This is a genomic window from Bacillus sp. JFL15 (assembly GCF_001184225.1).
Classification (GTDB): domain Bacteria; phylum Bacillota; class Bacilli; order Bacillales; family Bacillaceae; genus Bacillus; species Bacillus siamensis.
In genome coordinates this window covers 1,893,576-1,917,268 of the sequence record NZ_KQ236689.1, presented here as the reverse complement: position 1 = coordinate 1,917,268, position 23,693 = coordinate 1,893,576, and the positions used below count along the sequence as shown (strand labels likewise).

Genomic DNA, 23,693 nt, shown 5'->3' with positions numbered 1-23,693 from the left:
TCGGATGCTGGAAGAGATCTTTCATCTCCAGCTTGTAGCCGTGCTGGTTCAGGCGGCTCGCCATTTGAATGCCTTTGATCGAGTCGCCGCCGAGCGTGAAGAAATTATCGCTTACGCCGATCTGATCCAGTCCGAGCACTTCCTGCCAAATGTCAGAAAGCAGCGTCTCCATCTCCGTTTCCGGCGCTTTGTACGCGGCGCTTCCCGCCTCAATGTCCGGCGCCGGCAGGGCTTTTTTGTCAATCTTTCCGTTTGCGGTGACCGGAAGCTCGTCCATCTCCACCCAGAACGCCGGCACCATGTAGTCCGGAAGCGTGTCTTTCAGCGCTGCTTTGAGCGCTTCGATATCGTCCTGCTGAGGTGCGACATAGGCGCAAAGCGCGGTATTGCCCGCTTTGTCTTCCACCGCCGTCACCGCCGCGTCATGAACGTCCGCAAGCTGCGCGAGGCGGACTTCAATTTCTGAAAGCTCGATCCGGTAGCCGCGCACTTTGACCTGCTGGTCGATGCGGCCGATGTATTCGATGCCGCACTGCGCGTTCCATTTGACGAGGTCCCCGGTCCGGTACATGCGCTCGCCTGGTACAAACGGATCTGCGGTAAACCGCTTCGCCGTTTCTTCCTCACGGTTCAGGTATCCGCGCGCAAGTCCGCGGCCTGCCACGCACAATTCACCGGCAATGCCTTCCGGCTGCACCTGATCGCCGTCACCGAGAATATACGCTCTCGTATTGGCAATCGCCCGTCCGATCGAAAGCGATCCTTCCTCCGGATTGATGACGCCGCTTGTCGCGACGACGGTGTTCTCCGTCGGCCCGTAGTTGTTGACGATCGTGTACGGCTGCTTCACCGCCCGCTTCAGCTTGTCGCCTCCGACGAGAAGCATGCGGAGAGAGGTATTTTCCAGCTCCATAAATTGTTCGGCCAGCTGCGTCGGCAGGAAAGTGATCGTCACGCCGTGCTCTTCGAAATAGTGATTTAAGCGGGTTATATCCAGCCGGATCGCTTCATCAATGACATGAAGCTCCGCGCCGATGGTCCATGCCGGGAACATCTCCCAGATGGAGGCGTCAAAACCGAAGCCCGCGTATTTGGCGCTTTTATCCTCCGCCGTCATGGCGAATGCGTCGTGATGCCAGAAGCACAGGTTCACCAGCGCGTGGTGTTCGACCATGACCCCCTTCGGCTGTCCGGTCGTTCCTGACGTGTAAATCATATAAGCGAGATGATCCGCCGTTGTTTCCGTCTGCGGGTTCGCTTCATCGTTTTCATCAAGCGGCAGGCTCAGAATAGAGCGGCGGCCGTCAAGCAGGATCGTATCTCCTGTGTAGCTTTCCGGCACGTCGAGCGCTTCCTGTGTGAGAAGCAGCTTGGCGCCGCTGTCCTGCAGAATGTAGCTGATCCGCTCTTTCGGGTAATCCGGGTCAATCGGCACAAATGCCGCGCCCGCTTTCAGGACGCCGAGTACGCCCGCAGCCATTTCCAAGGACGGTTTCGTCAAAATGCCGACACGTTCGTCAGCCGTAACGCCGCAGTCCATGAGAATGCGCGCGATCCGGTTCGCCCTTGCGTTCAGCTCGCCGTACGTCCATTTCGCGCCGTTGTAAGCCACAGCCGGACGGTCTGTGTGGCGGGCGGCCGTTTCTTCAAAGAGACGGTGAACCGTTTTGTCCCGCGGCACAGAAAGTGTTTTTCCTTTCCATGCGTCAAGAAGGGCTTGTTTTTCTGTTTCATTCACCAATGAAAGCTCAGAAAGCTTCGCTGCCGGATTTTCCGCAGCGGCTTCTAACAGATGAAGCCAATAATGCTTCCACGTCTCTGCCGTTTCCGGTTTAAACAGCGCAGTGTTATATTCAAGCACAAACGTTAAGCCTCCGTCTGTGTCATCAGCCGTCATCGTCAGATCAAACTTGGCTGTTTTTCTGTCAAACGGATGGTGCTTCAGCTCAATTCCTTCCATGACCAGATCTTCAGCATTTGCGTTTTGCATGGAGAATACCGCATCGAACAGCGGATTTCGGCTCGTATCACGCTGCACCTCAATCTTTTGCAGAAGGTCCTCAAGCGGATAATCCTGCGCATCAAATGCACGTAAAGCGGTTTGTTTTACTTCTTCAAGATAATCTGTGAACGTTTTGTCCGCTTCCGGATACGACCGAAGCGCGAGTGTATTCACAAACACACCGATGACGTTAGCGAGATCCGCATGTGACCGTCCCGCAACCGGAGAGCCGACAATAATGTCATGCTGTCCGCTCAATTTTGAGAGAAAAGCGCTGTATGACGCCAGCAGCACCATGTACATGGTAGAATCCGTTTGTTTCGCAAGACTGCGAAGAGCCGACGTCTGTTCTTCAGTCAGTGAAAAGACCAGCTTGTCTCCTTCAAAGGTTTGCACAGCCGGACGGCTGTAATCAGCCGGCAGCGTCAATACCGGAAGCTCGCCGTCAAGCTCCCGAAGCCAATGCTCCTCCTGCTTGCGGTATTGCTCTGATTGAATAAATTTCTGCTGCCATACCGCATAGTCTTTATAATGAATCCGCGGCGGCTCAAGCGTTTCGCCGCCATACAGGCGGGACAGTTCATCTATCAGCACGCCGACTGAAGCGCCGTCTGAAATGATATGGTGCATGTCAAACAGCAGCAGGTGATCATGTTCAGCCAGCTTAACCAGCCCCGTTCTGACGAGAGGAAGCTGATCCAGGCGGAACGGCCGGATAAAGCTCTGAATAATTTGTCCAGCGTCTTCCTCAGAGGCTTCGTAATATTCCATGTCAATATCAGCTTCGGCCCATATACGCTGAACTGTTTCTCCATCCTTTATGTCAAACGTCGTTCTGAAGGCTTCATGGCGTTCTGTCAGCTGTTTCATGACAAATTTCAGCTTTTCTGCATCAAGCTTCCCTTTTAAGCGGAGCACAGACGGCATGTTATAGCTTGTTTCAGCGCCTTCCAGCTGCTGAAGCACGAACATCCGCTTCTGCGGTGAAGAAACCGGATACGTTTCCTGCACAGCCGCCGGTACGATGCTTTCAGCCGTCTTCCGCTCAGCGCCTTCAATCAGCTGCGTCAGTCCCGCAACCGTCGGAGAAGTGAACAGATCCTTTAATGTAAGCTGCACGCTGAAGGTCTTCTGGATGAGAGCAAGCAGTTTCATTCCCGCTAACGAATGGCCTCCGATCTCAAAGAACTGATCGTGCACGCCGACCCGCTCCATTTGCAGCACCTCAGCCCAAATATCCGCCAGTTTTTGTTCTGTTTCATTGCTCGGCGCCGTATATGACACAGCATTCGCTGCGGTCACATCAGGCATCGGCAGCGCCCGTCTGTCGATCTTCCCGTTTCCTGTAAGAGGCAGTTCATCCATTTGAATAAAGACGGCCGGAATCATATAAGCCGGAAGATCCTTCGCCGTATGCTCCCTCAGCTCCCGGGAAGAGATTTCTCGGAGGCCGACAAAATACGCGCAAAGAAGTTTGTCACCCGCTCCCTGGTCCACAGCGAGCACGATGCATTCCTGAATCTGGTCATGGCTTTGGATCTGGTGCTCAATTTCGCCAAGCTCAATCCGCTGGCCGCGGATTTTCACCTGATGGTCGATACGTCCGATAAACTCAATATCGCCATTCGGCAGCCATCTGGCCAAGTCGCCCGTTTTATACATCCGTTCACCTTCTTTAAACGGATGCTTCACAAATTTTTCTTCCGTCAGTTCAGGACGGTTGTAATAGCCTTCCACGAGACCTTCCCCGCTGACGCACAGTTCGCCCGGGATACCTGCCGGCTGCATTCGTCCGGCCGTGTTCATGATGAAGATTTCCGTATTGCTGACCGGTTTTCCGATCGGAACGGAGAGCGTATCCTCTTCAATCACATCCACCGGATGGTATGTCGCAAACACCGTGCTCTCAGACGGACCGTACATATGAAGCAGCTTTCCTTTTCCGACTGCCGCAAGCGCCTTTTTGACATGCTCAACAGACGCCCTTTCGCCCCCGAACATGATTTTCCGAAGCGTCGTCAGACAGGACGGCTCCATATCAACAAGCAGGTGGAACAGGGCCGTCGTAATCATCAGAATGCTTACATTCTCCCGTTTGATCACGCGGGACAAACGGGTCATGTCCAGCACCGTATCTTTCGGGACGATCACAAGCTTTGCACCGTTTAACAGCGAACCGAACATATCAAACATAAAGGCGTCAAAGACGTAGTTTGACAGTCCGAGCACAGTATCTTCTTCAGAAACGGTCAAATAGTTCGTGTTCTTTACCGTCCGCAAAATGTTGGCATGTGTGACGATGTTTCCTTTCGGCGTACCCGTCGTTCCTGATGTATAAGTGAGATTGGCAATCGTCTTGGAATCAAACGGCAATGCTGGATTGTGAGAGTCCTTTTCATAGCTTTCCTCATCATCAGCAAGCACAATGACGCCTTGAAAACCGGCCTTTTCCGCAAGCGGCTTGAGGCTTTGCTGAGTCAGGAGCACATTCGCCCCGCTGTCGCGGAAGAAATGCTGAATCCGCTGAACCGGATGTTCAGGATCAATCGGCACATAGGCTGACCCCGCTTTTAATACAGCCATAATGGAAACAATCATGTCCATTGACCGTTCACATAAAACAGCCGCGGTTTTCCCGCCGCCTCCGACCGAAAGAATATGCCGCGCAAGCCTGTTGGCGCGTTCATTCAGCTGCTGATACGACAGGGTTTCCCCTTCGAACTGAAGAGCCGTCCGGTCAGGGTTTTTTCGGGCCTGTTCTTCAAAGATCTGCACGATCGTTTGCTCTTTCGGATAGGCCGTGCGCTCCGGATTGAACCGCTGTAATTGATTCAAAGCCTCCCGTTCAGAAAGCAGATCATATTCTCTGATTTTCGCATCCGGCTGAGCTGCCGCACTCTCCAGCAGGCGGACATAGTGCGCAAGCAGGCGATCCGCCGTCGAGCGCTTAAACAGCTTCGTGCAATAATCCAAATCGAGCGCAATGCCTTCCGCTGTTTCCCGGGCCTGCATTGTCAGATCGAATTTGGCGATATTGAAGTTGGTTTCATGAAGAGACAGCGTAAGATTGCCGATCTCCGGAATTCCGTCCGAAGCATTTTGCAGACTGAACATCGTATCAAATATCGGATGCCTGCTCATATCCCGGGGTACATTCAGCTCTTCGGTCAGCCACTCAAACGGATAGTCCTGGTGAGAAAACGCGTCCAGCACCTGCTTGCGAACATGACCTAACAAGTCTGTAAATGTCTGATCCTGCTTCACGGAGCTTCGCAGCGCAAGCGTGTTGACAAACATCCCGATCAGTCCCTCGGTATCGGAATGATTTCTTCCCGCCGATGGTGTTCCCACGATGATGTCTTCCTGTCCTGAATACTTAGAAAGCAGCGTATAATATGCCGATAACAGCACCATATAAAGGGTGGCTCCGTTTTTCCCGGCGAGTTTCTGCAGCCGGTCCCGCAGCTCTTTCGGCAGCTTGACTGATACGCGGTCACCCTCAAAGCTTTGCACCTGCGGCCGCGGGTAATCAGGGAGCAGCTGAAGCACCGGCAGTTCGCCGCTAAAGACTTCTTTCCAATACGCCCGCTCTTTCTTGTAGCCTTCTTCCGCCCGTTCCGCTTGCCAGACGGCGTAATCTTTATATTGAATATGCAAGTCAGGCAGCTGTTTTCCGCTATAGATCTCTGCCAGTTCCTTCAGCATGATGGAAATTGATACTCCGTCTGAAATCAGGTGATGCATATCAAACAGCAGCATATGGCGATTGTGACCGAGCGTTTGCAGGCCGATTCTGAACAAAGGCGCCTCCGCCAGCTCAAAACGGCGCACAAAATCCTTCATTACCTGTTCATTCGTTCTCCCGCTCGCTTCGATCATTTCAATATGAAACGGAACATGCTCGTGAATCACCTGTCTCGGCGTGCCGTCCTCTGATTGAAACGATGTTCTGAGCGCTTCATGCCTGCTGATTAAGACAGAAAATGCACGCTCAAGTTTTTCACGGTCTAACGCGCCTTCGATAACGGCTGCTGCCGGCATGTTATACCCGACCCCCGCATCTTCAAATTGACTCGCGATGTAGATGCGCTGCTGGGCGAGCGAAAGCGGATAGCTCGCCTGCTGCTCAGCCGGCTTAATCGCACTGTAATCCGGCCCTTCGTTTCGGCTTACCGCATAATCGGCAAGCGCCGCGATTGTCGGATGCTCAAACAAGTATTGCAGCGGGATTTCCACGCCCATTTGCTTATGAATTTTCGTCAAAAGCGTCATTGCCTTTAAGGAATGACCGCCAGACTCGAAGAAATGGTCATAAATACCCGCCTTGTCCATTCCGAGGACTTCCTGCCAGATGACGGCGAGCGTTTTCTCCGTCTCATTTCTCGGCGCCGCATACTCTGACGAACTGACAGCCTGCACATCAAGCGCGAACAGCTTTTTGCGGTCTGCCTTCCCGCTCGGCGTAAGCGGAATTTTATCCGTTTTTGTAAAGTAAGCGGGCACCATGTAATCAGGAAGGTGTTTGGACACATACTCCCGGTACTCGGCAGGGTGAAACTCAGTTCCTTTTTCTTGAACGATATATGCGCAAACATCTAAGCTGCCCTGCTGATCCGGTCGTGCCAGCACGACGGCCTCCGCCGCGCCCGGAGCTTTTCTGAGCACCGTTTCAATTTCTCCCAGCTCAATACGGTAGCCGCGGACTTTCACTTGATCGTCTTCTCGGCCGATATATTCGATTGTTCCGTCCGGCAGCCAGCGCGCCATATCACCCGTGCGGTACATGCGGCCGCTCTCGTTAAACGGGTCCTGCAAAAACTTCTCTGCGGTCAAATCCGGAAGATTTAAATAGCCGCGGCCTACACCGTCTCCCGCGATATACAGCTCACCGGCCGTGCCGTCGGGCTGAAGCCGTTTGTGCTTATCCAATATATACAGCCGGGCGTTGCCGAGCGGTTTTCCGATCGGAACGTACGCCGCCTGCTGATTCATTCCGTTATCTTGTGACACCTCATGCACGGACGCATCCACGCACGTTTCCGTCGGCCCGTAGACATTTGTCAGCCGCGGCGCTTTGCCCGATTGATGAAAGAGCGTCATCAGCTGTTCAGCAACAGCGGCGGACAGGCCTTCTCCCCCAATGAGCATGTGGCGCAGTTCAATTCCGCTGACATCTCCCGCCGCGACCATCATCTGCAGATGCGCAGGCGTTCCGTCAGTGGCTTCAATCCGGTTTTGACGATAATAGTCCAGCAGTGAAGAGCCGTTTGTTACAGTTGTTTTCGGCACGATATAAAGCGTCTGACCTAAAAGAAGCGAGGCGAAAATCTGTTTAACGGACGCATCAAAATGAAACGGGGCCAAAAGCGCCATTCTTAATGTCTGTTCACCGCACTGATAAATCTCCTGCTGCAGTGATTGAACCAGGTGATGAACTTGCCGGTGTTCAATCATCACGCCTTTCGGCCGCCCAGTTGTACCGGACGTATAGATAATGTAAGCCAGCCGGTCTGATTGTGTGCAGACATCGTCAGCGGCTGTCTCATATTGAACGGCCTCATCAAAATCAATCTGTTCGGCATTCGTTTCAGGCGCCTGTATTCCCGCCTCTGTCAGAACAGCCTTCGCTCCGCTGTCCTCCAAGATGTACTGAATCCGATCCGCCGGAAAGTCAGGATCAATCGGCACATATGCGCCGCCCGCTTTCAAAATTCCCAATATTGCCGCAATAACACGGTCAGATCGGCCAAGTAGCACAGCGACAGGAGAATCGGCTGATATCCCGGCTTTAAGAAGGCGTCCGGCGATACGGCCTGACTGTTCATGCAATGTGTGATAGGACAATGTCCGGCCTTCATATACAACCGCGGGTTTGTCAGACAGTGCCTTCGCTTTCTCTTCAAACAGCGCCGGAATCGTCATCTCCTTGCGATAAGCGACCGGATTGCCGGAGGCACGCTTCAGAAGCAGCTCTTTCTCCGATTCTGAAAGAAGAGCGAGCTCATCAATTACACGGTCAGGAGATGATATCGCATCTTCAATCAGCGTGATCAAACGTTCAGAAACAGAAGCAATTTCGTCCGCCTTAAATATGTCACTGCGATAGTCAAAATCAATCGTCAATTTCCCGGTGTCCCATCGTTCCTTCACGTGAATCGATATATCATTTGTTCCGCTTCCGCTGAAGATCGGGTCTGTCAGGAAGGACAGATTCTCTTTTTTCTGCCACTGCATCACTTGATACTCCAAAGCCACCGTAAACAATCTGCTCAGCGAACTTTTTGAAGCACGTAAATCATTGACAAGCAGGTTATACGGATACTTTTGGTGGCGGAGAATTTTCATCAGATCCTTCATCCGGCCTTTGACGAATTCCAAGAACGGCTGGCTTCCGTCAACGCTTGTCCGCACAGGCACCGTGGATACGAACATCCCGAGCATCTGCTTTTCTTTCGCATTCGTCCGGTTTCCCATAAACGTACCCGTGACGACGTCATCCCGGCCTGTCACTTTGTAGAGATAAGCGATCAGAGCTGACTGGAACAAGGAAAGAACGCTGACCTTATGCTCCCCGCAAAATGATTGAATCCGGCCGTACAGGTCATGAGGAATTTCTTGAGAAAACCGTTTCGCATCAAGACCCGCATCTGCCTGGCTCCGTTTTAAAGACACAAGCTCAGGTACGGTCTCAAACTGTCCGTTCCAAAAATCCCGATCCTTTTTAAACCGCTTCGACTGCACATATTCCTGCTCTGTCAGCACATGCTCGATGAAGGAAGGAATCTCCGCCTCGTTCTCACTTGCTCCGCCCGAAAGCTCCAAATAAATATCAGTAATCGTATTGCCCAGAATCGTCATGGAAATTCCGTCTGAAATAACGTGATGCACATTAACGTAGAACCAGACCTCATTTTCGCTGATGGTGTACACGGAAAAACGGAATAAATCCTGATCATATAACGCCAGAGGTTTGCTTGCCTCGTCACGTCCCCATTTTGACAGCTCTTCCGCAGAGCAGCCGGCTTGCCTGATGTCTGTATGCTCGATCGTCAGCGGATGGTATTCGCTCACATATTGAACAGGCTCCCCCTCATCATCAAGCCGAAGACGGATTCTCATCGACTCATGGCGACGGACAAATTCCTGTATCGCTTTCTCAACGATATGAGCTTGTACGCCGTCCTCAGAAATGAGCTTTCCGAAACCCGCAAGATTTGAAATACTTGTGTTCGGATAGAATTTTTCTGTATACCAGATACGTTTTTGTGCATTTGTTAAAGGATAAAAAGTTATTTCCATATGTGTGCGCCTCCCCTTTTTAAGATAAATTTGTCAATTCTCCCTTAGAAACAGCCTCCCTCAATGTCCCTAACTCATTATCAAGCCAAAAGAACCACTTACCTCCAAAACGATCCCGATTTAATCACCGCCGAAATCCGCAATCCATTCACCCGCACAGTCCGAAATTCGGCTCAAATTTATGGGAAATCAAGACAAGAATCCAATGTTTGTAAGCAACAGGGTTTACCTATTTCTTCATGAATTACTATATATCTACTTACGTTCACTTTATATGAAATTATTGTTTTTATCACCGAAAAATGGGTGAAAAGTTTCATGCGGCACACCGAAAAAAATTCCGACAATTCCAGAGGGTATTTTGCGGCATCCCGCAATTTATTTTCAAAAATATTATTTATGTAAAATTAAAAATCTTTAAACTATAGTATAAATCTTTCGAATATCCAGTTATGGCAGAATGAAAATAGTTTTCATATATTAGCTGATGGAGAAAAAACAGCGCAAGAACCGAAACAGGAGATTTAATCGTTCGCAATATGATTTCATTAAACCGCGCAAAAAAAAGCGCCCTATTTTCCATAGAGCGCTTCAAAAAGATTCCTTTATTGCAGTTTTATCAATGTTGATTAATTCCATATATTCTTTTCCCCACTTATACATAGCGTCCAAAATCGGCATAAGGGTCTCTCCTTGCTCCGTTAATGAGTACTCCACTTTCGGGGGAACAACAGGGTAAACTTCCCTGTGAACGATCAGATCCTGCTCCAGCTCCCTGAGCTGATTCACAAGAATTTTGTGCGTAATATCAGGAATTAAAGCTTTCAGCTCATTAAATCGTTTTGTCCCTTCTTTTCCCAGGTGCCACATAATCAGCATTTTCCACTTCCCGCCTATCACGGCAAGCGTCAATTCCTTTTCGCAATTAAACGTTTTCTTATCCATTCGGCTCACGGGCTATTCTCCTTCCTCTTACTTTTCGTACGTTGATCATCTATAAACACTTGCTTACTTTTTCACAGAGCTTTCATCCATTTATACTACCACGCAGTTTTGCTGAGACAAAACACATTGCCTGCGGGGGACAGTATCCTCAAAGTAACTATTAGACTTTAAAGTGCGTACTTCTCAACATGCAGGGCACTCTATAGAATGTAGATACATTAAGAAGAGGAGTGAATATACAGTGGAATTACAGCTGGCATTAGACTTAGTGAATATCCCTGAAGCAATTGAACTTGTGAAAGAGGTCGAACAATATATAGATGTTGTAGAAATCGGCACTCCCGTCGTCATTAATGAAGGACTGAAAGCCGTGCAGGAAATGAAAACAGCCTTTCCTCACCTGAAAGTGCTTGCCGATCTTAAAATCATGGATGCAGGCGGTTACGAGATTATGAAAGCGGCAGAAGCAGGCGCCGACATCATCACCGTTTTAGGAGCGACAGATGATTCGACGATCAAAGGAGCGGTTGCCGAAGCAAAAAAACAGCAGAAAAAAATCCTCGTCGATATGATCAACGTAAAAGACCTTGAAACACGGGCAAAAGAAATTGACCAACTCGGTGTTGATTATATTTGTGTCCACACAGGTTATGATCTTCAAGCAGAAGGAAAAAATTCATTCGAGGAACTGACGGCGATTAAAAAAGCAGTCAAGAGCGCTAAAACCGCAATTGCCGGAGGCATTAAACTTGATACGCTTCCTGAAGCCATCAAACAAAACCCAGATTTAATCATTGTCGGCGGAGGCATTACGGGAGCTGACAATAAAGCGGATACTGCTTCTAAAATGAAACAGCTGATCACACAAGGATCATGAAAACGACGGAATACTTACATGAAATCCTAAATGAATTATCCCGTACTGCAGCGTTAATAGCCGACAATGAAGCTGACAAGCTTGCGGATCAGATTTTAGCTGCAGATCAGATCTTCACGTCCGGAGCGGGCCGTTCTGGTTTTATGGCTAAAGCGTTCGCCATGAGGATGATGCATATCGGGCTGAACGCTTACATCGTCGGTGAGACGCTTGCCCCTCCCCTCAAAGAAGGCGGTCTCGTCATCATCGGCTCAGGCTCAGGCGAAACAAAAAGCCTGCTTCATACCGCTGAAAAAGCCAAAAGCCTTAATGGCACCATCACTGCATTAACGATTAATCCTGACTCGAGTCTCGGCAGACTTGCGGATCTTACGATAACGATTCCCGGCTCTCCTAAGGATGAGACCGGCGGAGACAGAAAGACGATTCAGCCGATGGGCTCTTTATTTGAACAGACTCTCCTGCTGTTTTACGATGCGGTTATTCTAAAAATCATGGAGAAAAAAGAACTGAATTCGGCAGACATGTTTGCAAATCATGCAAATCTGGAATGATATACTGCGGCCTTCTTATCAGATGGCCGTCTTTTTATCGTCCTGCGGCGCTCGATTACATCCGGCCAGGTTTTCATCCGGAAACTCGCTGACGAAGATACCCTGCCGGTGAGCTTATCGCTATAATAGCCAATTATTCAGACGGCCGCAATCATTCATTTCTGAATAGAGAAACTGCAAAAAAGACTTTCTGACCGATTTTTTATTGGATAAAACTGATTTGTGCAGACGGTTTTACAGATATTCAGTTGAATTGAGGCTGAAAAATATATTTTAACAGCTTTACAGCAGGCCGATTCTGCTTTATTCTTGGACCAGCTTTACAGCAATTTAAAACTGGAGGTGATTGATACTCTTGAAAACATTAAAAGCACTGCTGCTTGTTCTTCTCATCATTGCCGGAGCAGTTGCGGCCCTGATCAAGGGTGATATTTTCTCAGATAACGAGCAGACCGTTCAGAAAAGCGATTACGACAAAGTAATCCTATTTCCGTCCGATCGATATCCGGAAACAGCAAAGCATATTAAGGGCGCGATAAAAGAAGGACATCCCAGCATATGCACCATTGACAGAGACGGAGTACATAAGCGGCGTGAGCAATCTCTTAAACATGTGCCTGTAAAAACGGGGTACGATAGAGATGAATGGCCCATGGCGGTTTGTAAACAGGGCGGAAACAATGCCTCCGTAGAATATATTTCTCCGGCAGACAACCGCGGGGCCGGCTCTTGGGTCGGACACCAGCTTACCAATGATCCAGACGGAACGAGAGTATTATTTAAAATCAAGTAACGAAACAGGAGGAGCAGCGCATTGATTAAATCATGGAAACCGCAAGAACTTATCATTTCTTATCATCAATTTACAATCTTCCAAAAAGATTCCGAACCGCCTGTTATCGATTGGACGGATGAAGCCATTGAAAAAGGATTTGCGGAGGCTGACGGAGCTGTTTCATTTGAAGCAAGGAGAAATACGAAGGCATTTATTGTCCTCAGGCTTAATACAAATGAACCGGTACCATCCTATGAGAAAAAAGCGGCTGTTTCCTTTGAAGCTGTAAAAGATGGAATTGAGATTGAAAGCGTGATGTCAAAACGGCTTTTCTTCGATCTTCCGAAAGGCCGATACAGCCTTACTTGTTATTCAGTGCCTGCCGAATTATCCGATCTGCATGCAGATACGTATATTATCGATGCGGCCTCAATGTAAAAGAAAACCCTGAGAGAAACATATTTCTCTCAGGGAACTCTTATAAACTCTTACCGTTTGTTTCGATCACGTTCCGATACCAGTAAAAACTTCAAAGGTTTTGTCTTCAGGGTGACTTGTAAGCGGATAAGCCGGTGAATAATCGAAGCTTGGAAAAATCCTCGGCCAGCTGACAGAAAAGCGGTAAGCTTTCAAACCCATTTCTGCCATCAAGGCGACATCTTCTTTATAACGTTCATAACGGCCGGCTGCTGTATCGCCGTTTGAGCCTTTAAACGTTTTACCTGATATTTTTGCGTTCCAGAGCAATCCCGATAAAACAAAAAGCATCCGGCTTGCCGGATGCTTAAGAATGATGATGCCGCTTCTCCAATTTATGAGGGGGAGGCTTGGGGATAAAGCCATTTTGTTTCATCATGTTAAAGCGCCTGTCCATATGCTGTTTAATATGCTCTGCTTTTTCTTTCGGCAGGACACCGTATTCAACATATTTGGAAATGACATGTTTACGTTTCTCGAGTATTTCCTTTTCAAGAGATTCAATTTCTTTTTTCTGCTGTACCGTAAGTGACATTGTTGAAGGCATTTTTGTTTCAGTTGCATGTGCCGGCATTATGAAAACCATTGCCGTAATGAAAAACGCAGCCAATGATAACGCAGCTTTTTTCATGACTTTTTCCTCCTTTAGCGTTTGTTATATGTTTTGCCTCCATCCAGTTTTTATGCAAAAAAAAGAGCGAAATTATTCGCTCTTTTCAATCGATTCGTCCGGCAATGCGTATGTAACATACGTTCCTGCCACAAAATCATGGATCGACCGTTTGTCTTCTCTCATTCCGACCATAAATGCGCTCACGATCACACCGATTCCTAACGTCACACCATAAATTAAGGCGCCCACAAGCACTCTTAAAATCATAGTGAGAAAGCCTACCTGAGTGCCGTCTTTTTTGACGATGCGGATACCGCAGATCTTTTTGCCGATAACATAACCGTTCCAGTATACAGGAAGCAAGATAGAATAAAGAGTCAAAATGATGCTGATCATTGCGCTCTCCTCCGGATCTTTTCCCGTTGCCAGCATATAAATAATCGCCAAAGGCACTGAAATAATTAAATAGTCGAGTACTGCGGCTCCCAATCTGATCCAAAATCCCGCCGGTCTGTAAATATTCATTGTGTTTCCCCTCGCTCTATGGCTTCAAAATCACTTTAATGTTGCCATCTTCTTTTTTGTCAAATATATCATATGCAGCAGGGGCTTCCGCAAGACTCATTTTGTGCGTAATAATATCCGTCGGATCAATTTCATTTTGTTCGACCATTTGATACAGCATCGGCATCAGATGGATAACGGGTGCCTGGCCCATTTTTAGAGAAACGTTGCGCGTGAAAAAATCACCGATCGGAAAACCGTCCGCTTCGGAAATATATGCGCCTGTGAGCTGAACAGTACCGAACTTCTTAACGGCTTCTGACGCTGTCAGAATCGGACTGATGGTTCCGAACTGATTCGGTTTTTGCTTTTCTTTTTCTTTTGAAAGCGGCGTGCCGTCCATTCCGACACAATCAATCACAACATCCGCGCCCCCTGACGTTTGTTCATGCAGCAGTTTCCCGATCTCTTCATGCTCTGAAAAATTGAAGGTCTCTGCTCCGTTTATGCGTCTCGCATGTTCAAGGCGGTGCGGGACTTGATCGACTGCGATGACCCGCTTTGCGCCTTTTTTCCAAGCGAATTTTTGCGCCATTAAACCGATCGGACCTGAGCCCAGAATAACAACTGTGTCCCCTTTTTTCACTCCGCTGTGCTGGACGCTCCAAAAGGCGGTCGGCATGACATCTGACAGAAGCAGTACCTGTTCATCTTCTAGCTCGCTGTCTGCCGGAACCAGAAAAGAAGAGAAATCAGCATAGGGCACTCGTAAATATTCAGCCTGCCCGCCGGGATAATTACCGTTAAACTCCGAGAAACCGAATAAGCCGCCGGCATCTGTATGAGGATTGGGATTTGATTCATCACACTGGCTTTCCATCTGGTGCTTGCAATAATGACATTCTCCGCAGCCGATGTTAAAAGGAATCACGACCCGGTCGCCTTTTTTCAACTTTTTCACTTGACTGCCCGTTTCTTCAACGATTCCCATTGGCTCGTGTCCAACGATATAACCCGGATCAGCGGGTATTCCATTTTTATATAAATGAAGGTCTGAACCGCAAATTCCGGTTGCGGTGATTCGAACGATGACATCCCTCTCATCTTGAATGACGGGTGCAGGGACTTCTTTCACTTCCATATGTTCTTTTCCTTGGTATGTCAGTGCTTTCACATTGTTCAGCTCCTTTTTCATCACTCCTTCCCTTCTCACATGCTTCTAAACTTGGCTGGTATGTTATTCAGCCCGCTGAATATCCCATTGAAAAGGATCTTCAAATTGAGACCAGTCAGAATCGAACTCAGACGGCGTGAGCAGACACTGATCTAATTCCTTTGTAATGGCTGCTTCATCTAAATCAAACCCGATAAATACCAGATTCGTATGACGGTCTCCGAATTGAGCGTCCCAATCCTCCAGAATCTCCGGCTCCTGCTGTTTGATCTGCTCCTGCTCAAGTTTCGGCATCGCCGCCACCCAATAAGAGACAGGCTCAACTGAGACCGCCGGACCCGCCTGAGACATCAGCAGCGCGAAGCTGTTGTAGGTTGCGCACCAGGCAATTCCCTTTGCGCGCACAATGCTGTCAGGCATTGATTGATGCAGCCAGCTGTCAAAACGAACGGTATGAAACGGCAGACGCCGTGAATACACAAACGAAGTGATTCCATACTCTTCTGTTTCCGGAGTGTGCGCTTCATGACCTGCCGTCAGCTCCTTTATCCATCCTGCTGATGAACTCGCTTCTTCAAACTCAAATAAACCGGTATTCAAAATGCATTCGGCAGGCACTTCTCCGCGGACGGATCGGATCAGCTTGGCACGGGGCTGTAATGCGCGAAGAACTGTTTCAAGCTGTTCAAGCTCTTTTTCGCCCACCATGTCGCACTTATTTAAAATAAGTACATCACAAAACTCAATTTGATCAATTAATAGGTCGGCAATCTCCCGTTCATCCTCTTCTCCCGCAACTTCTTTCCGGTCAAGGAGTCTGTCACCGGACTGGAAGTCATGCCAGAATCGGTTTGCATCTACCACGGTAACCATTGTGTCCAGCCTGCAGAATGTTGTCAGATCAATGCCCATTTCTTCATCTATATAAGAAAATGTCTGGGCAACGGGAATCGGTTCACTGATCCCTGTTGATTCAATCACGATATAATCAAACCTGCCGTCTTTGGCGAGTTTCTCAACTTCGACTAATAGATCCTCACGCAGCGTGCAGCAGATACAGCCGTTGGATAATTCTACGAGTTTTTCGTCTGTCCGTGATAAGCCCCCTCCCTGTTTCACCAGGCCCGCGTCTATGTTTACTTCGCTCATGTCATTAACGATGACGGCAATTTTTAAACCGTTGCGGTTTTGTAAAATATGATTCAAAACTGTCGTCTTTCCACCACCAAGATAGCCGCTCAATACTGTAACCGGAATTTTCCCCATAAAAATAGCCTCCCAACAAAATAGAATGATTACGATTTATTATCTGTGACTGTCTCTGTTCAACTAATATGTACAGTGTAGTAAATCGTAATTGTTACTATTTATTCTGATGCATTCTCTGTTTAAAATCAAGTAAAAGTCAGACATCATACACTGTTTGTCCCCATCCATTGGTCTGACACGCAAAACATCAACGATTTAATTGGTGAAGCCTTGGATCCGGACTGTAAAAATGCCCAGTTTTAAGATGTGCGCTGCACGTATCAGCCCGATATAATTTTTCATAAAAATTTTAGATTTTTTAGTATTTTTTGTTACATCTCATAACATGTATCTTAAATATCTGTTTTCGCTGTGCTACGCTAAAGAAAACACAGGTAAGGAGCGGATCATCTGATGGGAAAAAAACAGCTAGTCCTTGTTGGAAATGGAATGGCCGGGGTAAGAGCGATTGAAGAAATACTGCGTGTTTCAAAAGACGAATTCGAGATTACAATATTCGGGGCCGAACCTCATCCCAACTATAACCGAATCCTTCTGTCAAAAGTGCTTCAAGGCGATACAGATATTAAAGATATTACGTTAAACGATTGGGACTGGTACAAAGAAAACAACATTCAGCTGCATACCGGTGAAACAGTCATCAAAGTGGACCAGGATAGCAAAACCGTCATTACAGATGCAGACAGAATCCAGCCCTATGATGAACTCATCCTGGCGACAGGCTCTGTCCCTTTTATCCTTCCGATTCCGGGCGCAGATAAAAAAGGCGTCACGGCATTCCGGGACATAAAAGATACCGACACAATGCTCGCCGCGTCGAAACAATATAAAAAAGCAGCCGTCATCGGCGGAGGACTGCTTGGTTTAGAAGCCGCTCGCGGGCTGCTGAATCTCGGAATGGACGTGTCTGTCATCCACCTCTCTCCATACTTGATGGAACGCCAGCTTGATCCAACTGCAGGGCGCCTGCTGCAAAACGAATTAGAAAAACAAGGCATGACCTTTTTACTTGAAAAGCAAACCGAAGAAATTGTCGGTACTGACCGTGTCGAAGGCGTACGCTTTAAAGACGGCACAAGCATCGAAGCTGATTTAGTCGTCATGGCGGTCGGCATCCGCCCGAATACACAGCTTGGCGCGGAAAGCGGCATTCCGGTTAACCGCGGAATCATTGTTAACGATTATATGCAGACTGAAATCCCGCACATTTACGCTGTCGGTGAATGTGCCGAGCACCGCGGAATCGCATACGGTCTTGTGGCGCCGCTCTATGAACAGGCAAAAGTGCTGGCCAAACATATTTGCGGCATTGAAACAAAACCGTATGAAGGCTCCGTTCTCTCCACTCAATTAAAGGTATCAGGCGTCGAGGTATTCTCTGCCGGTGACTTTAACGAATCAGAGGAGAAAAAAGCGATTAAAGTTTTCGATGAGCAGGACGGCATCTATAAAAAAATCGTTCTGAGAGGCAATCAAATTGTCGGCGCTGTTTTATTCGGCGACAGCAGCGAGGGCAGCCGCCTGTTTTCAATGATTCAAAAAGAAGCCGATATCTCCGAAACTTCCAAGATATCAATCTTACAGCCTCTTGACCAGGAAGCAGGCGCAAGCATGACCGCGGCGATGAGCGGCGATGAAATCATCTGCGGCTGCAACGGTGTATCAAAAGGCGCGATTATTCAAGCCATTCAGGAAAAAGGCTGTACATCAACGGACGAAATCAAAGCATGCACTGGGGCATCCCGTTCCTGCGGAGGCTGTAAACCGCTCGTGGAAGACATTCTTCAATATACACTGGGCTCAGAATTTGACGCATCCGCGCAAAAAGAAGCGATTTGCGGCTGCACCTCGCTTTCAAGAGATGAAGTCGTAGAAGAAATCAAAGCCAAAGGGCTATCACATACGAGAGAAATCATGAACGTGCTCGGCTGGAAAACGCCGGAGGGCTGCTCCAAATGCCGGCCTGCCCTCAACTACTACTTAGGCATGATCAATCCGTCTACATACGAGGATGACAGAACATCCCGCTTTGTGAACGAACGGATGCACGCCAATATTCAAAAAGACGGAACATACTCAGTCGTGCCCCGGATGTACGGCGGCGTGACCAACTCTCAGGATCTCCGCAAGATCGCCGATGTCGTCGACAAATATGAAATCCCGCTCGTTAAAATGACAGGCGGCCAGCGAATCGATCTCATCGGCGTCAAAAAAGAAGACCTGCCGAAAGTATGGGCCGAGCTTGATATGCCTTCAGGCTACGCGTACGGAAAAACACTCCGCACGGTAAAAACGTGCGTAGGCGAACAATTCTGCCGCTTCGGCACGCAGGACTCCATGGCACTGGGCATTGCGCTTGAGAAAAAATTCGAAGGGCTCAATACGCCTCATAAGGTCAAAATGGCCGTGTCTGCCTGCCCGCGGAACTGTGCGGAGTCCGGCATTAAAGACCTTGGTGTTGTCGGCATCGACGGAGGCTGGGAGCTTTATGCCGGCGGGAACGGCGGAACACATTTGCGAGCCGGTGATTTGCTGATGAAAGTGAAAACGAATGAAGAAGTCTTAGAATACGCGGGCGCTTACCTTCAGTACTACAGAGAAACGGCTAACTATCTGGAGCGCACATCCGCATGGCTTGAGCGCATCGGTTTATCCCATGTCCAATCTGTGTTGAACGATCCGGAAAAACGGCTGGAACTCAACGGCAGAATGAATGAAACACTCTCTGTTCACAAAGATCCGTGGCAATATTTCCTTAAAGATAAAAAAGCTTCTAAAGATTTATTTGAAAATGTCGTCACGACTTCATAAAACAGTAAGGAGGAACGGACATGGTTAATAAAGATATGACAAAGGTTTGCATAGGCAGGTTAAACGAATTACCTGAGGAGTTAGGAAAAACCGTATATATAGAAGAGAAAGAGCTTGCCGTATTTAAGCTTTCTGACGGAAGCGTCCGCGCCGTCGAAAACCGCTGCCCTCATAAAGGGGGCGTCCTGGCTGAAGGCATCGTCAGCGGAGAATACGTCTTCTGCCCGATGCATGACTGGAAAATTTCCTTAGAAGACGGAAAAGTCCAAGAGCCGGATCATGGCTGTATTAAAACATACGAAACACTGATCGAAGGAGAGAATGTATACCTCCTGTATTAATCAAAGGGTCGGATCACTTTTTAAACAGATGAAGGGATGACGCCATCATGAGAAACGGAATTGTATATTTTGTCGGTGCCGGACCTGGAGACCCGGGGCTGATTACCGTAAAAGGGAAACAGGTTCTGGAGAAAGCGGATATCATTTTGTATGACCGGCTTGCAAACCCAACATTTCTTGAATATGCCTCTCCAGACTGCCGGTTCATTTATTGCGGAAAACTGCCCGACCGCCATTTTATGAAACAGTCGGAGATAAATGCCCTGCTGATTGAAAAAGCGGCGGAAGGCTTCACCGTAGTCCGCTTGAAAGGCGGAGACCCAAGCGTGTTCGGCAGAGTCGGCGAAGAAGCGGAGGCGCTTCATCGGCACGGCATCCGCTACGAGATGGTGCCCGGCATCACCTCGGGAATCGCGGCGCCGCTGTATGCGGGCGTCCCCGTCACCCATCGTGATTGCGCTTCGTCCTTCGCCATGATCACTGCTCATGATACATCATTACAAGGCCGGCCGAATCTCGATTGGGAAGGGCTGGCTCGAAGCGTTCAAACGCTTGTGTTTTACATGGGTGTTAAAAATCTGTCATTTATATGCCGGCAGCTTATGGAGCACGGGAAATCCCCCTCCGTCCCCGTACTCGTCATTCAATGGGGAACATGGGGCCGCCAGCGCAGCGTAAAAGGAACGCTTCAGGATATTTATGAAAAAGTACAAAGCCAAAACATCACCAACCCCGCCATTATCGTCATCGGAGATATCGTAAATCTTCAAACATATAGCTGGTTTGAAAGCAAACCGTTCATCGGGCGGCATATCATGGTGGTCACTCATGGCGATGATGAACATACATTGACAGGCAGGCTGCGCGAGTATGGCGCAGATGTTATCGAATGGCCGAAGCGGATTGTTAAAAAAATGCCCGCAAACGAAAACATCCTGAAGCGTATCAGCACTTTTGAACAGATCTTTTTCACATCACGCCACGCGGTCTGTGAATTCTTTGACACACTGGCTCTCAAGCAGATTGACATCCGCCGGGTGACAGCAAGCCTGAATGCAGCGACTGAAGCGGCAAAGACGGAACTGACAAAACGGGGCTTCCGCCTATCCGGCCATCAAGGTGATTCTCCGCATTCGCTCATTGTCGGAAGCCGTCAAGCGGCAGAAAATATGCCTGACTCAGTATCATGCCCGTTTTATATCACTCATGAACATATCGCAGATGAGCGGTTCACTTCGATGATCGAACGCACAATCAGAGAGTCTCCTCTGCAAATGATTATCTGTCCGGGCAAAGAATCCGCTCAGCACTTGCTCAGCGCCGGAAAACAGATCGGCATATCACCGAATCCGACAGCAAACCGCCCTCCCGTCATCTGCATCGGTGAAGACATACCCGCCGGTTACGGATTTACCGCCGTGAAAAATCAGGAACAGTTATTTGCGTTTATACGAAATGAAATGAAAGACATGCTCGTTCACAGCTGACCCCCGGCTCAACATCGGGGGCCATTCCCTTTTTTATTGTGTCACCAATTTCTTATGATGAGTCGAATACATCGCCATCTGATCCGCCTGCGGGTCCAAATAGGCTTTGGCGCTGTTCACGGCGGTCGGTCCCTCCGTGAAGCCGCCGGCAATCAATCTGAGCTTGCTTTCATAATGGGCGGCGTCACCTGCAACAAACACGCCCGGAAGATTCGTCCGCATATGTCTGTCGGCTTTAATCCTGCCTTCTTCTATCTCAAGCCCCCAATCCTTCATCGGGCCGAGATCAATTTTAAACCCGTGATTGATAATGAGCTCATCAACCTTGATGTCTTCAGAATGGCCAGACTCGGTATGACAAACGGTGACGCTCTCGATCCGTTCCCCGGTGCCGTTGAGATGCTTCAGACGATACGGCGCAAACACCCGCACGGAAGACCGCTTCATTTTCGCCACGCTGCTTTCTAAACCGCCGAACTCCTCACGGCGGTGCAAGACGGTAACAGACGCCGTAATCGGTTCCAGCTCATTCGCCCAGTCAACCGCGGTATCTCCCCCTCCGGAGATCACGATATGCTTACCTTCAAACGCATCCAGCTTCTCCACTTTATAATGAAGGTTTTTCCCTGAATAACGGCTCGCATCCGCGCTGTTGAGCTCATTGACCTCAAGCGTTCCCATGCCGACAGCCAAAATCACGGTGCGTGTATAGTGCTTTTCCCCTTCGGAACTTTCCAGCACAATGGTCCCGTCATTCAGCCGCTCAAATCCGGTCACCCGCTGATTCAACACGATATCCGGCTCAAATGTCGCCGCCTGCTCCTTCAGCTGCTTAATCAGCTGTTCCCCGGCGATCCCCGGAATTCCGCCGATATCACGGATAATTTTTTCCGGGAAAAACATAGACACTTTCCCCCCGAGCCGCGGCAAAAATTCAATCACTTTCGTTTTCAGCTCGCGCATCCCGCAATAAAAAGCCGTAAACAGGCCGATCGGGCCCCCGCCTATAATCGTGACGTCATACACCTCATGATTTTCCGCCATTATTCTGCCTCCCGTTTATATCTATACTTCAAACATTTTATAATTGAGAATCAATATCAATAAAAGTATACCATACATCGGGAAACAGTGTTTGTTCAGTTCTCATCTTGCGGAAAAGGATGGAGATTCAAGAAGCACGGTCCAATGAGATGTTGAGGTTGAGGAGGGTATTAAAGCTGAAACCAGTACGGAGACTGGTTTCTTTTTTATTTCTTTTTCATCAGCATGATATCAAGATACAGCTGGCACCTTGTCCTGAAGTCGTTTAAATTAATTGATGTCATGTCAAGAATCTGTTTGATACGGTAGTTCAATGTGTTTTGATGAATAAAAAGCTGTTCTGCGGCTGGTTTTGTTTTGCAGTTATTGAGGAGATAGATTTCTAACGTTTTCAGCAGTTCGGTGCTGCTTTCTCTATCCTTGGCTTTTAATAAAGCTAGATCATGGTTTACATATTCCAGTGAGGCGTTTTTTTCTTCGATACTTTCAAGATAGCGGTAGATCCCGAGCTTGCTGTATTCATACGGGATATTTTCCTGGTTTCCGGTAATTTCTGCAGCCTTTATGACTTCAAGGGCTTCTATATAACTTTTCCCGAGCTTCAGGATGCTGCTGTATTCATTGCCGATTCCGATATAGATGGGAGTGGGGATCTTCTGAAAGTGAAAATGAGTCAGCAGTTTGTGGATGAATTCAGATGCTGCCGAAGTGCCGGAGCTTTTTTGCGAGAAGCTTGCGACGACGATGACAATATTGGAATCAATGGTTAAGACGTGACTAACTTTATCCCGCAAATTCAAGTACGATTTGATATTTTCCTTCAAATCTTCGACTGCCTCCCCATCCCCATTTGCGGCATGCAGGACAACCACCGAGAAAACCGACGGCAGCACGGCGTTCATCTTTTCCGCCTCCCGCCTGAACTCCTTTTCAGACGAGAATTGCTGAAAGATCGCCCGTTTCACCAGGTCTTCCGCTCTCTCTTCCTTTTCCTGTTTCAGCCGGTTCGTTTTATAGATGATTTTTCCGACATGGAATGAGGTTTCATATAAAAAGTCGAGCTCCTCGTCCGTCAAGTCGCGGTCGAGCTCCTGAATCCAGATGTAGCCCATCACTTCCCCTTTATGTTTTGCGCTTACGACCACTCTCTGATTCAGCCCGATACTGTCTATTTTTTCAACACGGAACGGTTCAGGAACGGTTTTCAGTTTTTCGATCACCCCGTCCTTCAGAAACCTCTCAAAAATCTGCACGGGGCATTTTTTTGAAAATATCGTCTGCTGGTTGGCGGAGTCGAAGTGATTAATGTAATAAGAATTATAGGCAAGCAAAAAGAAATCCGCACTTTCCAGAATGACGGGCTTCTGCAATTCGTAACTGATGAAATCAATTAATTTATCAATGTCCGTAAATGAAAAAACTCTCTCTAAAAGCTCTTCCATACCTATTTCTCCTATGCTCTTTTTATCTTTATCATACTCTGAGGGGTGACTTTTTGTATAGAAAAAAATTCATATATTC

15 protein-coding genes and 2 pseudogenes are annotated in these 23,693 nt (G+C 48.3%); 8 read left to right on the top strand and 9 right to left on the bottom strand.

Going from position 1 to position 23,693, the window contains the following annotated elements; genetic code table 11:
- The coding region (gene srfAA, locus AD710_RS09650; protein WP_231595047.1) for a surfactin non-ribosomal peptide synthetase SrfAA at positions 1-9,301 on the bottom strand (9,301 nt) is incomplete at its 3' end.
- Positions 9,302-9,892: 591 nt separating this feature from the next.
- Positions 9,893-10,255, bottom strand: coding sequence for a transcriptional activator HxlR (locus tag AD710_RS09645; RefSeq protein WP_016936795.1), 363 nt, complete (start codon positions 10,253-10,255; stop codon positions 9,893-9,895).
- 232 nt (positions 10,256-10,487) lie between these two features.
- On the opposite strand from AD710_RS09645, the gene hxlA reads away from it, so the two are divergent.
- The 4 genes from hxlA (at position 10,488) to comJ (ending at position 12,890) form a co-directional block, all read left to right on the top strand.
- The gene (gene hxlA / locus AD710_RS09640) at positions 10,488-11,123 is read left to right on the top strand and encodes a 3-hexulose-6-phosphate synthase (RefSeq protein ID WP_016936796.1); all 636 of its coding nucleotides are present in this window, start codon (positions 10,488-10,490) and stop codon (positions 11,121-11,123) included.
- On the top strand, positions 11,120-11,677 hold the full coding sequence (gene hxlB, locus AD710_RS09635; RefSeq protein ID WP_016936797.1) for a 6-phospho-3-hexuloisomerase: 558 nt from the start codon (positions 11,120-11,122) through the stop codon (positions 11,675-11,677). Before hxlA ends, hxlB begins: the two co-directional genes overlap by 4 nt.
- Before the next feature lie 355 nt (positions 11,678-12,032).
- Positions 12,033-12,470, top strand: coding sequence for a NucA/NucB deoxyribonuclease domain-containing protein (locus tag AD710_RS09630; protein ID WP_049627866.1), 438 nt, complete (start codon positions 12,033-12,035; stop codon positions 12,468-12,470).
- A gap of 21 nt (positions 12,471-12,491) precedes the next feature.
- A complete protein-coding gene (gene comJ, locus AD710_RS09625) occupies positions 12,492-12,890 on the top strand; it encodes a competence protein ComJ (RefSeq protein WP_016936799.1) in 399 nt (132 codons plus the stop codon).
- Positions 12,891-13,040: 150 nt separating this feature from the next.
- Here the strand turns inward: comJ and AD710_RS20000 are convergent.
- From AD710_RS20000 to AD710_RS09600, 5 genes and pseudogenes are all read right to left on the bottom strand, one after another.
- Positions 13,041-13,184 (bottom strand): annotated as a pseudogene (locus AD710_RS20000) (family 1 glycosylhydrolase); the annotation flags it as partial.
- Between the two features lie 52 nt (positions 13,185-13,236).
- The gene (locus AD710_RS09615; protein ID WP_436627812.1) at positions 13,237-13,515 is read right to left on the bottom strand and encodes a YckD family protein; all 279 of its coding nucleotides are present in this window, start codon (positions 13,513-13,515) and stop codon (positions 13,237-13,239) included.
- A 117-nt stretch (positions 13,516-13,632) separates the two neighbouring features.
- A complete protein-coding gene (locus AD710_RS09610) occupies positions 13,633-14,067 on the bottom strand; it encodes an RDD family protein (protein ID WP_016936803.1) in 435 nt (144 codons plus the stop codon).
- Positions 14,068-14,083: 16 nt separating this feature from the next.
- Complete coding sequence (locus tag AD710_RS09605) at positions 14,084-15,220, bottom strand: zinc-dependent alcohol dehydrogenase (protein WP_029575240.1); 1,137 nt, start codon at positions 15,218-15,220, stop codon at positions 14,084-14,086.
- A gap of 63 nt (positions 15,221-15,283) precedes the next feature.
- On the bottom strand, positions 15,284-16,486 hold the full coding sequence (locus AD710_RS09600; RefSeq protein WP_049627863.1) for a GTP-binding protein: 1,203 nt from the start codon (positions 16,484-16,486) through the stop codon (positions 15,284-15,286).
- Between the two features lie 147 nt (positions 16,487-16,633).
- Between AD710_RS09600 and AD710_RS19995 the strand changes: the two are divergent.
- From AD710_RS19995 to cobA, 4 genes and pseudogenes are all read left to right on the top strand, one after another.
- Positions 16,634-16,763, top strand: a pseudogene (locus AD710_RS19995) (hypothetical protein); the annotation flags it as partial.
- 119 nt (positions 16,764-16,882) lie between these two features.
- Positions 16,883-19,300, top strand: coding sequence for an NADPH-nitrite reductase (nasD, locus tag AD710_RS09595; RefSeq protein ID WP_049627862.1), 2,418 nt, complete (start codon positions 16,883-16,885; stop codon positions 19,298-19,300).
- 20 nt (positions 19,301-19,320) lie between these two features.
- On the top strand, positions 19,321-19,641 hold the full coding sequence (nirD, locus tag AD710_RS09590) for a nitrite reductase small subunit NirD (protein WP_016936807.1): 321 nt from the start codon (positions 19,321-19,323) through the stop codon (positions 19,639-19,641).
- Positions 19,642-19,688: 47 nt separating this feature from the next.
- The gene (cobA, locus tag AD710_RS09585; RefSeq protein WP_049627861.1) at positions 19,689-21,128 is read left to right on the top strand and encodes a uroporphyrinogen-III C-methyltransferase; all 1,440 of its coding nucleotides are present in this window, start codon (positions 19,689-19,691) and stop codon (positions 21,126-21,128) included.
- A gap of 33 nt (positions 21,129-21,161) precedes the next feature.
- On the opposite strand, the gene AD710_RS09580 is transcribed toward cobA, so the two are convergent.
- Together AD710_RS09580 and AD710_RS09575 are read right to left on the bottom strand one after the other, a co-directional pair.
- Positions 21,162-22,172, bottom strand: a complete 1,011-nt coding sequence (locus AD710_RS09580; RefSeq protein WP_049627860.1) for an NAD(P)/FAD-dependent oxidoreductase — start codon at positions 22,170-22,172, stop codon at positions 21,162-21,164.
- 206 nt (positions 22,173-22,378) lie between these two features.
- Positions 22,379-23,614, bottom strand: coding sequence for a proline utilization transcriptional regulator PutR (locus AD710_RS09575; protein ID WP_016936810.1), 1,236 nt, complete (start codon positions 23,612-23,614; stop codon positions 22,379-22,381).
- Positions 23,615-23,693 lie beyond the last annotated feature (79 nt).

Bases quoted from the DNA above. Each gene is read 5' to 3' on its own strand.
- hxlB (WP_016936797.1), top strand. From the start codon at position 11,120: ATGAAAACGACGGAATACTTACATGAAATCCTAAATGAATTATCCCGT.
- AD710_RS09615 (WP_436627812.1), bottom strand. From the start codon at position 13,515: ATGGTTTTCATAATGCCGGCACATGCAACTGAAACAAAAATGCCTTCA.
- AD710_RS09610 (WP_016936803.1), bottom strand. From the start codon at position 14,067: ATGAATATTTACAGACCGGCGGGATTTTGGATCAGATTGGGAGCCGCA.
- AD710_RS09600 (WP_049627863.1), bottom strand. From the start codon at position 16,486: ATGGGGAAAATTCCGGTTACAGTATTGAGCGGCTATCTTGGTGGTGGA.
- nasD (WP_049627862.1), top strand. From the start codon at position 16,883: ATGGGAAAAAAACAGCTAGTCCTTGTTGGAAATGGAATGGCCGGGGTA.
- nirD (WP_016936807.1), top strand. From the start codon at position 19,321: ATGGTTAATAAAGATATGACAAAGGTTTGCATAGGCAGGTTAAACGAA.
- cobA (WP_049627861.1), top strand. From the start codon at position 19,689: ATGAGAAACGGAATTGTATATTTTGTCGGTGCCGGACCTGGAGACCCG.
- AD710_RS09580 (WP_049627860.1), bottom strand. From the start codon at position 22,172: ATGGCGGAAAATCATGAGGTGTATGACGTCACGATTATAGGCGGGGGC.
- AD710_RS09575 (WP_016936810.1), bottom strand. From the start codon at position 23,614: ATGGAAGAGCTTTTAGAGAGAGTTTTTTCATTTACGGACATTGATAAA.